Source organism: Prolinoborus fasciculus (assembly GCF_056724605.1).
In genome coordinates this window covers 71,771-84,156 of record NZ_JBWZQN010000006.1, presented here as the reverse complement: position 1 = coordinate 84,156, position 12,386 = coordinate 71,771, and the positions used below count along the sequence as shown (strand labels likewise).

At 41.1% G+C, this 12,386-nt stretch carries 12 protein-coding genes and 1 tRNA gene; 8 read left to right on the top strand and 5 right to left on the bottom strand.

Annotated features, from left to right (window positions below; translation table 11 throughout):
- The 3 genes from AC1P5O_RS02560 to AC1P5O_RS02550 all read left to right on the top strand — a co-directional run.
- Window positions 1-411, top strand: a 411-nt coding sequence (locus AC1P5O_RS02560; protein WP_499005587.1) for a transposase, incomplete at its 5' end; no start/stop codon positions are given.
- Between the two features lie 126 nt (window positions 412-537).
- The gene (locus AC1P5O_RS02555) at window positions 538-1,485 is read left to right on the top strand and encodes a cation:proton antiporter (protein ID WP_004730274.1); all 948 of its coding nucleotides are present in this window, start codon (window positions 538-540) and stop codon (window positions 1,483-1,485) included.
- A 159-nt stretch (window positions 1,486-1,644) separates the two neighbouring features.
- The gene (locus AC1P5O_RS02550; RefSeq protein WP_004730272.1) at window positions 1,645-1,986 is read left to right on the top strand and encodes an MGMT family protein; all 342 of its coding nucleotides are present in this window, start codon (window positions 1,645-1,647) and stop codon (window positions 1,984-1,986) included.
- Window positions 1,987-2,029: 43 nt separating this feature from the next.
- Here AC1P5O_RS02550 and AC1P5O_RS02545 read toward each other — a convergent pair whose 3' ends face one another.
- A complete protein-coding gene (locus tag AC1P5O_RS02545) occupies window positions 2,030-2,470 on the bottom strand; it encodes a universal stress protein (RefSeq protein WP_004279425.1) in 441 nt (146 codons plus the stop codon).
- Between the two features lie 240 nt (window positions 2,471-2,710).
- Window positions 2,711-3,115 carry a hypothetical protein gene (locus tag AC1P5O_RS02540; protein ID WP_004730270.1) on the bottom strand — a complete coding sequence of 135 codons (405 nt, stop codon included), beginning with the start codon at window positions 3,113-3,115 and terminating at the stop codon, window positions 2,711-2,713.
- A 175-nt stretch (window positions 3,116-3,290) separates the two neighbouring features.
- Between AC1P5O_RS02540 and AC1P5O_RS02535 the strand changes: the two genes are divergently transcribed.
- A tRNA-Met gene (locus tag AC1P5O_RS02535) sits at window positions 3,291-3,367 on the top strand.
- 217 nt (window positions 3,368-3,584) lie between these two features.
- Here AC1P5O_RS02535 and AC1P5O_RS02530 read toward each other — a convergent pair.
- The 3 genes from AC1P5O_RS02530 to gltA form a co-directional block, all read right to left on the bottom strand.
- A complete protein-coding gene (locus AC1P5O_RS02530) occupies window positions 3,585-5,210 on the bottom strand; it encodes an NAD+ synthase (RefSeq protein ID WP_004730268.1) in 1,626 nt (541 codons plus the stop codon).
- Between the two features lie 373 nt (window positions 5,211-5,583).
- Window positions 5,584-6,087 (bottom strand): hypothetical protein, encoded by a 504-nt coding sequence (locus tag AC1P5O_RS02525; protein ID WP_004730266.1) that lies wholly within the window; start codon window positions 6,085-6,087, stop codon window positions 5,584-5,586.
- 156 nt (window positions 6,088-6,243) lie between these two features.
- A complete protein-coding gene (gene gltA, locus AC1P5O_RS02520; RefSeq protein WP_004279429.1) occupies window positions 6,244-7,518 on the bottom strand; it encodes a citrate synthase in 1,275 nt (424 codons plus the stop codon).
- Between the two features lie 1,014 nt (window positions 7,519-8,532).
- Here gltA and sdhC point away from each other — a divergent pair.
- The 4 genes from sdhC to AC1P5O_RS02500 are packed head-to-tail and all read left to right on the top strand — an operon-like array spanning window position 8,533 to window position 11,923.
- Window positions 8,533-8,922 (top strand): succinate dehydrogenase, cytochrome b556 subunit, encoded by a 390-nt coding sequence (gene sdhC / locus AC1P5O_RS02515; RefSeq protein WP_004646288.1) that lies wholly within the window; start codon window positions 8,533-8,535, stop codon window positions 8,920-8,922.
- Window positions 8,922-9,287 (top strand): succinate dehydrogenase, hydrophobic membrane anchor protein, encoded by a 366-nt coding sequence (sdhD, locus tag AC1P5O_RS02510; RefSeq protein ID WP_004279431.1) that lies wholly within the window; start codon window positions 8,922-8,924, stop codon window positions 9,285-9,287. Before sdhC ends, sdhD begins: the two co-directional genes overlap by 1 nt.
- A gap of 12 nt (window positions 9,288-9,299) precedes the next feature.
- The gene (locus AC1P5O_RS02505) at window positions 9,300-11,198 is read left to right on the top strand and encodes an FAD-binding protein (RefSeq protein WP_004646289.1); all 1,899 of its coding nucleotides are present in this window, start codon (window positions 9,300-9,302) and stop codon (window positions 11,196-11,198) included.
- Between the two features lie 14 nt (window positions 11,199-11,212).
- Window positions 11,213-11,923, top strand: coding sequence for a succinate dehydrogenase iron-sulfur subunit (locus AC1P5O_RS02500; RefSeq protein ID WP_004279433.1), 711 nt, complete (start codon window positions 11,213-11,215; stop codon window positions 11,921-11,923).
- The last annotated feature ends 463 nt before the right edge of the window (window positions 11,924-12,386 follow it).

Here is a 12,386-nt window from a genome sequence, read left to right as displayed (position 1 = left end):
GCAATAAGATTAAAACGAGTTAATGTCATGGGGTGTTTGCTTTCAACGGGGAAACTGGTGACAAGCTGTTTACAAGAGTCAGTGACAAGTACTTGGTTTTATGCCTATTTAACTGGAATAGCTCAACGAGTAAAACAGACATATAACCTTCCATTGGTTCTTATTGTTGATAATGCCTCGATTCATAGAAGTAAAAAGATGGCTGATTACAGAGAGCTACTTAAAACTAACTTTTCGACGAATCTGTATTTTATTCCAGCTTATAGCCCTGAGTTAAATCGAATCGAGATGGTATGGAAGCAGATGAAATATTATTGGCGAGATTTTCAAGTCATGACAGCTGACAAAATAGAGCAATGGGTGGAGAAAGTATCAAACCAATTCGGAAAAGAATACATGTTTACTTTTTAATGGATACTTATAACGATCTTCTACCAACATAAGTAATTAACTTTGTAATAATTCCATATTTATAATTCTACAGTAAAATTCCATATTGGTAAATGTAGAGTAGGCGAATCACTGTTTAATGATGCAATGTGTATTGCCTTATTTATGACCTTGCTCAATGTTCTGCAAGGTGAAAACTTTACGGTACTGGCAGTGCTGCAAACCTTGCTTTATGAAATTGTCGTGGCGGTGCTGATTGGTCTCGGATTCGGTTTTGCGATCTTGCGGATTTTGCGCGGTAAGCATGAAATGGAATCTCTGATTTTGACCACGGCCTTGCTGGCTTGTGGTTCCTATCTGGTGGCTTTGCTGGCACATGCTTCCGCGCCAATTGCCTGTGTGATTGGTGGTTTGATTGTTGGCAATAAATGGAAAGAAATCCTGGCAGATGCTGAAATTGGTGACGTTAATCATTTCTGGCATACGGTTGAGGGAATTATCAATTCATTCCTGTTTACCCTGATTGGTCTAGAATTGTTTATTCTGGACTTGAGTACCAGTCTGGTTCTGGGCGGAATGGTGGCTTTTGTGATTCTACATCTGGCCCGTTTTGCAGCCAACTATCTGGCCTTTGCCATGTTCCCAAAAGTCAGCAAGAAAAGCTATAACGGCAGTTTGACCATCCTGTCTTGGGGCGGAGTACGGGGCGGGATTTCTTTGGCCTTAATTCTGGCGGTCGCCAATGTTCCTCAGCTGGAAGCCTATAGCAGTATTCTGGTGGGCTATACCTTTATTGTAGTGCTATTGTCCGGTGTGGTATGTGGCTTGGGCCTGCCTGCGGTGATGAATGCGTTTTATTATAATCCCAATGAAGAGACGCAGGGCTTTAAAGGCTGGTATCAACGCATGTGTCATAAAATGAATCGTAAGGGTTTTCGCTATATTGTTGGAGAAGATGCCAAAGGAAATGAGACTATTACTATCTTTCAGCCAGAAATTCTGATTGATCAGAAAGATGCAGAGGGCGTTGCCACGGTGCATCATCCAGATAAAGTTCAGGAAGTAAAAAGACTGGAAAATCCGGATAATTTCTAAAGATAAAACTTAGAAGATCAAGAGACTGTTAGATTGGTTTTTATAGTGAGATGAGAGCTTGAATCAGCGTATTTCATCAGGCTTAATCACTCTCCTATAGCTTTTTTACTGGGGGTGAATTGTGATTTTTGATTTAAATAAGCTATTAATGAGATGAAAATGACCCAGACAAGTTCAGCCAGTCAGGAAATGGCAGAAATGATTTTGGCTGTGGTCAATCAGATTCCGTATGCCAAAGTCGCCACCTACGGACAGATTGCTAGACTGGCAGGTTTACCCAAACATGCGCGATTGGTCGGACGGGTATTAAGTCATCTAGATTCGGACACTGATATTCCTTGGTATCGGGTGATCAATGCCCAGGCGAAAATCAGTGTGAAGCAACTGGACGAACATGGCCAGAATATCCAGCAGCAAAAACTCATGCAGGAAGGAATTTTTCTTAAAGGTGATCGCTTGGATTTAAAACGCTATCAATGGGATGGTCTGGTCAAGATATAAAAAAAATCCCCACTTGGTGAAAAGTGGGGATTTTAAACATAACTTAGTTGCGAATCACCATTACTGGGATATCCGCTTGGCCGAGAATGCTTTGCGCTACGCTGCCAAGGAACAGCTTTTTGAAGCCCGTGCGACCATGGGAACCAATCACGATCAGGTCAGAATTTAAATCTTTAGCTGCTTTGACAATCTCGCTATAAATTACCTGACCCTCAAGGAGCTGTGTATCCACTTCAACACCGGCACCAGAGAATTTTGCTTTGGCTTCATCCAGCGTTTTCAGGATGGAAGTACGGGCACGTTCAATCAGGTCATTGGTTTGTGCCGCAGAGATATATTCCGCAGCGATATAAGGGTCCAGTGCCAGCACTTGAACCACTGTGACTTTACTGTTAAATGCTTTGGCAATTTCTACAGCTTTATCCACTGCAGCATACGATGTTTCTGAACCGTCAACAGGTACTAAAATATGTTCAAAAGGCATTAGAATTCTCCTGAGGGGAATTTAGAGTTATAAAATTATGACGCGTTAAACCGGGTACGAATAGTTGTTTATACTTTGATCATAGCCTGTATTGTATAAAAATAAAACCAAGTAAATACATAGGTATAATGTCTAATAGATTAAAAAATGAAGCACCTGTTTAGAGCTATTTAATTGGGTGATTTATTTAGCCTAAGTTAATAATTTATATGTAATTAATGTGATAGCCTAAGACAGTGATTAATCACATCGAATAGAGGTCGGGTCTAATTTTATTTGCGGTGACAGCTGTTCATAGCGATTTAAAATTGTTTGAGTTTCACCTGCATAAATTTTTTGCTGTAGCTGCCGGATTTTATGTTCTGTCACATGTAAACGCGCACAATGTAATGCAATCTGATTTTCCCGGGTTACCGCCAGTCGTTGGCTCTGATCATATTCCGGATAGCGCTCGATTTTCTGCTGTGCTCTGCTGAGTTGTGCCAAAGACCTTTTCTGCTGCATGCTCATCAGTTGCTGCTGATTAATCCACTGTGCCACATCACGTCTGACGCCATTATAATCTACGAAAATAGGCGAGATGGTCTGGCAGGCACTCAGACTTGAAAGGCCAATGAGTAAAATAAATATTTTGATTTTATACATCTAATGATTCCTCGAAGAATTAAATGGTGCTATGAATGCGTGAATTACATACTAAAAAACCCTTTTTTGTTTAAAATTTAAAAGTTTATTCCGTATTTGCATAAAGACTGAACATTTGTTTTTTAAAATGCTTGACGATAGAAGCTGAAATTACGATAATGCGCACACAGTTTACGGCTATGTAGCTCAGTTGGTTAGAGCACCGCACTCATAATGCGGGGGTCACAAGTTCAAGTCTCGTCATAGCCACCATTTTAAAAGACCAAGCTCTCAGCTTGGTCTCTTTTTTTGTCTTTTAAAAAGCACTGCAAACTACAAAAAAATATTTGAAGCATCCACTAATTTTTAGTTTCCACAAAACATTATTTTTCCTTCTTGATGTTGGGGCTATTCTTCATTTTACTGCCGCATAAAAAAATCGCCCAAGCATTCCTTGGGCGATTCTGATTTACATCATTGAGAGCAGAATTTAGCTACCTGCTTTCCAGCCATTCACAATTGGATAACGACGCTCACGGCCATAAGAGCGTGAGCTGATACGTGGTCCAATGGCACCTTGGCGGCGCTTGTACTCATTGATATCAACCAGACGAATCACTTTTTTCACGACTTCAGCATCAAAGCCTTTGGCAATGATATCGTCTTGACTCATATCTTCTTCAATATAAGAGTACAAGATCGCATCTAGAATGTCATAGGCAGGTAAAGAGTCTTGATCGACCTGATCTGGACGCAGTTCTGCTGAAGGTGGACGGGTAATCACACGTTCCGGAATCACTGGAGTTTCTGAAATGCTGTTACGATATTTCGCCAGTTCAAACACAATGGTTTTATACACATCTTTCAGAACTGCATAACCACCGACCATATCGCCATACAGGGTGCAATAACCGACAGCTAGTTCAGACTTATTACCGGTTGCCAGCACCAGATTACCGAATTTGTTAGATAGGGCCATCAATAAGGTGCCCCGTGAACGTGCTTGCAGGTTTTCCTCGGTAGCATCGACTGGAGCGTTGCCAAAGAACGGGAATAGCACCTGCATAAAGCCGCTTACCACTGGATTGATTTCGGCAATACCGAAAGTCACGCCCATATTTTTGGCTTGAGCCGCTGCATCTTCCACACTGATTTGTGCGGTATAGGTATAAGGCATCATCACAGCTTGAACTTTGTCTGCGCCAAGCGCATCTACAGCAATCGCTAGGGTCAGGGCAGAGTCAATGCCGCCAGACAGTCCCAGAATCACACCTGGGAAGCCAGAACGCTGTACATAATCACGTGTAGCCATGACCAGGCTTTGATAAATCTCAGCCATGGTGTCTAAAGCAGGTGCAATTGCACCTTTGCTGAATTGCAGTTGTTCAGCATTAAATTCTGCAATTGCCAGATTTTCCTGGAAAGTTGGTGCCTGTAAAGCCACCTCGCCAGATTTGTTGAGCACAAAACTGGTACCGTCAAAGATCAGATCATCTTGGCCACCGACCTGGTTACAGTACACCAGATTGATATTTAGCTGTTTGACCAAGGCCGCCATGGTTTCAATGCGATGTTGTGGTTTACCCACTTCATATGGCGATGCATTCAGTACCAAAGCTGTGTCGATATTCAATTTTGCCAGTTGCTGAACAGTGGCTAAAGACCAGACATCTTCACAGATCAGTACGCCAAATTTATGTCCAAGATACTCAAAAACCAGATGCTGATGACCTTCGCCAAAATAACGCTTTTCATCAAATACGCCATAGTTTGGCAACACTTGCTTGTTATAAACACCCAGTACTTCGCCATCTTTCATGACAGCAGCCGAGTTATAACGCTGACCATCTTCAGTTTGATTAACAAAACCAAAGACCATGACAATATCTTTTACTTCAGTCAGTTTTTCAAAAGCCGCTTTGGTGCGTTTCACCAGGCTCGGGCGAATTAATAAGTCTTCTGCAGGGTAGCCCAGCGTTGAAAGTTCAGGAAAGATAATCAGATCCGCTTTATCTTTTTTAGCCTGATTGGCCAGATCAATCATTTTTTGCGTATTTGCATCCAGATTGCCCACATGTGGAGAGAATTGAGCAATCGCAATTTTAAAACTTTTCATTCCAAGTAAATCCTATTCCTATAGGTTGATACACTAAATTACTGATTTTTATAATTCTAATTATTCAGTTGAGTGCACTTCGATATTCATAAAATGCCAAATGGCTTAAATAAAAAAACTTTTTATCGCATGATCATTGAATCTTAATCTGCGATGCAAAATAATCATACCGGCCTATTTTATCGAAATTTTATCGATAAGCTAGAGTTGATTTAGCAGAACAGGCATTGAGTGAAAAAAGTTATTATATAAAATTAGAAAATATGCTGATTTTTTATGCATCTAGGCTTATGTAGATTTAAAGACTGAAATCTAAATTTTGGCTTTTAAAATATGCCTTAGCTATATTGTTTGGAATTAAACTGATTAAATATCATCTGTTTATTTTTGGATTTAAAATAATATTCGGAATTTTTTTTAGAAAAATATCCCGGGCAATATCGCCTTGTTGTTCAATATTGTAGGTTGAAAATGATTTGTTGGGATTAAATTGATATTTGTACGGATTATATTTTCCCAAGCTGAGAAAATAAGCACTTTGTAAAAATGCCCCTTTTAAAAGCACATTGATCCGGCATTGATGTTGATAAATATGCGCCATCTCATGAATAAATAGTGCCTGATAAGATAAACTCTCGCGCGAATAATCTTCGCGATAATTTAAATTGCGTACATGGATGTAGCCACTGGGCGCCATAATGACATGTGTGGATTGCCAGGGCAGGTAGGGGTGATTCATGATTTTAACGCGGGAATAGTCGATCAGGTTGCCAAATACTTGTTGGGAAATTTTGATTTCACCAGACGTTAAACTGCGGCACTTAAACTGTTCAAAACGAACCAGTCTCAAAATAAAGGGCAGAAAATACAACAGCATTCAATATACATCCTATTTTTAGGTGACTTAATCCGTGAATATGATTTTGATATATTCATTTTAAAACGTTTCAGGTCAATTTTTTGTAGGCTTTTGTCAGCACTAAAAAAACCACCCAAGAGGGTGGTTTTTTTGAGTCTTTCGACGCGGTTCGAATTAACGAACGATATCGCGTTGAACTTCGCCAGTATAAAGCTGACGAGGACGACCGATCTTGTAAGGACCGCTGTGCATTTCTAACCAGTGGCTGATCCAGCCAACAGTACGTGCAAGCGCGAAGATTACAGTAAACATTTCAGTCGGGATACCAATCGCTTTAAGGATGATACCTGAGTAGAAGTCTACGTTCGGGTAAAGGTTACGCTTGATGAAGTATTCGTCAGAAAGCGCGATACGTTCAAGTTCCATAGCCAATGCAAGCTGTGGATCATTGATGCCAAGTGCACCAAGAACTTCGTCACAAGTTTCTTTCATTACTTTCGCACGTGGATCGAAGTTTTTGTAAACTCGGTGACCGAAGCCCATTAGTTTAACTTCTTTAGTTTTTACTTTTTCCATGAAGCCAGCAACGTTTTCTACAGTGCCGATTTCGTCAAGCATCTTAAGAACAGCTTCGTTCGCGCCGCCGTGAGCAGGGCCCCAAAGTGCAGAGATACCAGCAGCGATACATGCATACGGATTCGCACCGGTAGAACCAGCTAAACGTACTGTAGATGTAGACGCATTTTGTTCGTGGTCAGCATGAAGCGTGAAGATACGGTCCATTGCTTTTGCAAGAATTGGATCAACTTTATAATCACGGTCTGCAGGAGTAGCAAACATCATGTGCAGGAAGTTTTCTGCATAACCAAGGTCGTTACGTGGGTAAACGAATGGTTGACCGATGGTGTACTTGTAGCTCCAAGCCGCCAGCGTAGGAATCTTCGCGATTAAACGAATTGCAGTGATTTCACGGTGGTTCACATCTTCGATGTCAAGGTTGTTGTGATAGAACGCAGACAACGCACCAACCACACCTACCATGATCGCCATAGGATGCGCATCACGACGGAAACCATTGTAGAAACGGCTAACTTGATCGTGAACCATTGTATGGTTACGTACTTTAGCGTCAAATTCTTCTTTTTGCTCAGCAGTTGGAAGTTCGCCATTTAACAATAAATAGCAAGTTTCCAAGTAATCAGCTTTAGTCGCCAATTGATCGATTGGGTAGCCACGGTGTAAAAGTACACCTTTGTTGCCATCGATGAACGTGATTTTAGACTCGCACGCAGCTGTCGCCATAAAACCAGGATCAAAAGTAAAGTGACCTGCAGCCAACACATCTTTAACGTCGATTACATCTGGGCCCAATGTGCCGCTGTAAATTGGTAGTTCAATTTCTTTGCCATCAAGCTGTAAAACGGCTTTCTTGCCAGTTGCTTCAGACATTCAATAGATCTCCTGTCCTGGTGAATGTATATCCGCTTTGTCTATCAATCTTTTAATGCACAAAACGGACGGATCAAAAATTTGCTATAAGATTAGTGAGTACTGAAATTTTGTCAATTATACTTATGGATGAAAAATGACGGCCGCACAGCGGTTTAGTCATATTCGCTCAGTATAAAAAGTTCAGTAAAATCACAGCATCAAACCTCTATAATAAGTCAAATTGATGCAGAGGTGCAGAAAAAAATAGACTGCTTGGGGCATTTGTAAGCGTTTTTTCCTAGCAAGAAATGCGGGTGAAAATGGTGAGAGATTAAGGTGAGCATGCTTAAAACTATATAAATCTCATAACTTACATCGTTTTTACCAAGTTGAATTTCAGAGGTAGAATTATAAATAAAAGCAATTAATTGAATTTTGAATCCGGTTCAATTGATTAAAAAGTAGCTTAATAAATGGCCAACTTTGCAGCAAAGGGAGGCAGTATAAAAATAAATGAATGATTTTTTGAATCTAAATGCTTCAAATTGATTGAAAAACCCATCATCTGATGCACTAAGTCGCTATTTAACATCAGGTTATCTGAATCACTGTGCTGCTGCTGAATTGGGGCAAGTGGTCTGTTAAATATAGGCGCTTGATTTAAATCTGAATTAAAAAGAGATTTAAATAATATTTGTGATGGAACTGTGCGTCTTTAGTCTAAAACTCAAACATGGTCCTGCAGGCTTAAAACCGAGTGAATTGATCATCTTAATTATTTAAAAACAATCATATAAATAGGAATTGAAAGGGCGGAATAATATATTAAGCCCGACTTATTGTTGTTAATGATTCTTATTTAATAGTTTTTTATCCAAAAAGCCAAATTCAGCCGTTTGTATTTTAATAGTTCACGTTTTATAATTCAGTGTCGTTTTGATTTTAGGCATGTATTTGCCTGAGAATGCCAGCTTTCCTTCGAATTAATTCCAACAAACTCCGGATGGAGTTTTTACTTACAGGATGCCCGCTGTGAAAAGCAACAGACCTGTCAATTTGTCCATGGGTCAAGTTTTAGAAGTAAACTTAAAATCACCCGTGGCTATTGCATCAATTCTACACCGTCTTTCAGGTGTTATCGTATTCTTACTCGTACCGGTCCTTCTATGGATTTTAGACAAGTCATTGTCTTCGCCTGAAGGTTTTGCGCAAGTTCAAGAAATCTTTAACGGTTTCATTGTCCGCTTTATTGTATGGGTATTTGTCGCCGGCATGATTTTTCACTTTATTGCGGGTGTTAAGCATTTACTTGCTGACATTGGCGTTGCTGAAGAACTAGAAAGTGGCCGTGTTGCATCTACTATCGCATTAATCTTGTCTGCAATCGGTATTGTTGCAGCATTTGTATGGATCGTACTCTAATGAAAAGCGCTACTGGTTTAACAGGTTCAGGTTCTCGCGATTGGTTTCTTCAACGTGTCAGTGCTGTAGTTCTAGCTGTTTATACCGTTGTTGTACTGGGTTGGATTCTACTGAATGGTGGTTTCAACTTTGAACAGTGGTACGGCTTTATGATGACAGTTCCAATGAAGATCATGTCTTTATTGGCGGTCTTATCTCTTGTTGCACACGCATGGATCGGCATGTGGCAGGTATTCACGGATTATGTGACTACTCGTCAAATGGGTCCTTCAGCTTCAGGTTTACGCCTTGTACTGACTTCAGCAGTGATCATTGCTGTACTTGCATATGCAATCTGGGCGATCCAGATTTTTTGGGCGAATTGATAGGAAACAATCATGGGCGCTATAAACCCTAAAGAAGATTACACAAATATTCCGCACGAAACTTTCGACGCTGTCATCGTTGGTGGTGGTGGTTCAGGTATGCGTGCGTCTTACCAACTTGCTCAAGCTGGTTTGAAAGTTGCGGTTCTGACTAAAGTATTCCCAACTCGTTCGCACACTGTTGCAGCGCAGGGTGGTATTGGTGCATCTCTTGGTAACATGCAAGAAGATAACTGGCACTACCACTTCTACGACACTGTAAAAGGTTCGGACTGGTTAGGTGACCAGGATGCAATCGAGTTCATGACTCGTGAAGCGCCTCAAGTGGTTTATGAACTTGAACACCTGGGTATGCCATTCGACCGTAATGCTGATGGTACAATTTACCAACGTCCATTCGGTGGTCACTCAGCAAACTACGGTGAAAAAGCTGTGCCACGTGCATGCGCTGCTGCCGATCGTACCGGTCACGCACTTCTTCACACGCTTTATCAAAGCAACGTGAAAATGGGCACTCAATTCTTCGTTGAATGGATTGCGCTTGACCTGATCCGTAACGAAAAAGGCGACGTTCTTGGTGTTACAGCAATTGATCAGGAAACTGGTAAAATTGCAGTATTCCAAGCAAAAGCGACTTTGTTCGCTACTGGTGGTGCTGGTCGTGTGTACCGTGCATCTACAAATGCTTATATCAACACTGGTGACGGTCTTGGTATGGCTGCTCGTGCAGGTATTCCATTACAAGATATGGAATTCTGGCAATTCCACCCAACGGGTGTTGCGGGCGCAGGCGTATTGTTGACTGAAGGTTGTCGTGGTGAAGGTGCAATCCTTCGTAACAAAGACGGCGAACCCTTCATGGAACGTTATGCACCAACTTTGAAAGACTTGGCGCCACGTGACTTCGTATCACGTTCTATGGACCAAGAGATCAAAGAAGGTCGTGGTTGTGGTCCTAAAGGCGATTACATCCTGCTTGATATGACGCACCTAGGTGCGGATACGATCATGAAACGTCTTCCATCTGTATTCGAGATTGGCAAGAAATTCGCGAACGTTGACATCACTAAAGAGCCAATTCCTGTAGTACCAACAATCCATTACCAAATGGGTGGTATTCCAACGAATATTCATGGTCAGGTGGTTGTTCCTGAGTCTCGTGAAACTGAAGCGCTTGTTGCTAACTACAACAAAGACACCGATGTTTACTCTACAAATGCCGAAGGTCGTGACTTTGCTAAGCCAGTAAAAGGCTTCTATGCAATCGGTGAATGTTCATGTGTGTCTGTACATGGTGCGAACCGTTTAGGTACGAACTCATTGCTTGACTTGGTTGTATTTGGTAAGGCTGCTGGTCAACATATCATTGAATATGTGACTAAACAGCACGATGGCGAATATGAGCCGCTTCCAACAACTGTGCTTCAAGAAACTGTTGAACGTATTCGTAAACTTGACGAATCGACTACCGGTGAGAATGCTCAAGACGTTGCTGATGCAATCCGTGATATCGTTCAAGACCACGCTGGTGTATTCCGTACATCTGCGCTTCTGGACGAAGGTGTGAAGCAGATTCTTGCAATTGAACCGCGCGTACGCAACATTCACTTGAAAGACAAATCTAAAGTATTTAACACTGCACGTATTGAAGCACTTGAAGTTGAAAACTTGTATGAAGTTGCGAAAGCAACGCTTATTTCAGCTGCAGCGCGTAAAGAATGCCGTGGTGCACATACGGTTGTAGACTTTGAAGAGTCTCCAGACCATGCTGAATACCCATATGGTCGTCGTGATGATGAGTGGATGAAGCACACTTTATGGTTCTCTGCAGACAACCGTCTAGAGTATAAGCCAGTTCGTTACCGTCCATTGTCGGTTGACGCGATTCCACCTAAACCACGTACATTCTAATCAGGAGAATTCAGATGAGTAGAGGTACTCGTACATTTCATATCTACCGCTACGATCCTGACAAGGATAAAGCACCGTACATGCAAACTTTTAAGCTGGAACTGACTGACAAGCACCGTATGTTGCTTGACGCACTTCTCGCATTAAAAGTACAGGACGAAACTTTAACGTTCCGTCGTTCATGTCGTGAAGGTATTTGTGGTTCTGATGGCGTGAACATCAATGGTAAAAACGGTTTGGCGTGTCTTTGGAACCTGAACGATTTACCAAATGAAATTACTGTTCGTCCATTGCCTGGTCTTCCTGTAGTGAAAGACTTGGTGGTTGACATGAACCAGTTCTATGATCAGTACAACAAGATCCATCCATTCTTGATCAACAACCAGCCTGCGCCTCCTAAGGAACGTTTACAGTCTCCTGAAGAGCGTGAGCATCTTGATGGTCTATATGAATGTATTCTATGTGCATGCTGTTCAACTTCATGCCCGTCATTCTGGTGGAACCCGGACAAGTTCTTGGGTCCTTCAGCATTGTTGAACGCTTACCGCTTCATTATTGACTCGCGTGATACGGGAACACAAGAGCGTTTGGCTCGTCTAGACGACCCGTTCTCATTGTTCCGTTGTAAAGGCATTATGAACTGTGTATCTGTATGTCCTAAAGGCTTGAACCCAACTAAAGCAATCGGTCACATCCGTAATATGCTTTTAGATATGGCAGGCTAATAGGCTGCTCTTCGCAGTTTAGAAAAAAGCACACCTTCAGGTGTGCTTTTTTTATGCAAACTATTGGAAAAATTAAAAAATCATAGGATAAAAATAAAGATACTATACTTAAAATGTATAAAGTTGAGTGAAACAGTCAGGAAAAGGGTAATGGCTTTGAGTGCCATATAAGAAGAACATGTGATTATTTTGGGTATTTATGATTTTTAGATGTAAAACTGACCTGAAAAATAGCAAGAACGATGTTATTATATAACGGAAATTTAAGGGGGGAGTGGATTGAAAGGTTTGCTCTCTTTTTATTTATCGGAAATGCTTAGGACTTAAGTCTACATTGAATCTATTTTTGAGATAAAGCACCATATATTAGAGTAAAATATCTGAACTGTATTTAGCCAATTTATGGAAGGTATGTGTCAAAAAAATCAATTGAAAAGTTGAGAACATGTTAGCATTTAGCCCA

What these genes read in the sequence shown, in the direction of transcription:
- AC1P5O_RS02530 (WP_004730268.1), bottom strand. Translation starts at nt 5,210, where the DNA reads ATGAAAAGTTTTAAAATTGCGATTGCTCAATTCTCTCCACATGTGGGC.
- gltA (WP_004279429.1), bottom strand. Translation starts at nt 7,518, where the DNA reads ATGTCTGAAGCAACTGGCAAGAAAGCCGTTTTACAGCTTGATGGCAAA.
- AC1P5O_RS02540 (WP_004730270.1), bottom strand. Translation starts at nt 3,115, where the DNA reads ATGTATAAAATCAAAATATTTATTTTACTCATTGGCCTTTCAAGTCTG.
- AC1P5O_RS02550 (WP_004730272.1), top strand. Translation starts at nt 1,645, where the DNA reads ATGACCCAGACAAGTTCAGCCAGTCAGGAAATGGCAGAAATGATTTTG.
- AC1P5O_RS02500 (WP_004279433.1), top strand. Translation starts at nt 11,213, where the DNA reads ATGAGTAGAGGTACTCGTACATTTCATATCTACCGCTACGATCCTGAC.
- AC1P5O_RS02525 (WP_004730266.1), bottom strand. Translation starts at nt 6,087, where the DNA reads ATGCTGTTGTATTTTCTGCCCTTTATTTTGAGACTGGTTCGTTTTGAA.
- AC1P5O_RS02545 (WP_004279425.1), bottom strand. Translation starts at nt 2,470, where the DNA reads ATGCCTTTTGAACATATTTTAGTACCTGTTGACGGTTCAGAAACATCG.
- sdhD (WP_004279431.1), top strand. Translation starts at nt 8,922, where the DNA reads ATGAAAAGCGCTACTGGTTTAACAGGTTCAGGTTCTCGCGATTGGTTT.
- AC1P5O_RS02555 (WP_004730274.1), top strand. Translation starts at nt 538, where the DNA reads ATGTGTATTGCCTTATTTATGACCTTGCTCAATGTTCTGCAAGGTGAA.
- AC1P5O_RS02505 (WP_004646289.1), top strand. Translation starts at nt 9,300, where the DNA reads ATGGGCGCTATAAACCCTAAAGAAGATTACACAAATATTCCGCACGAA.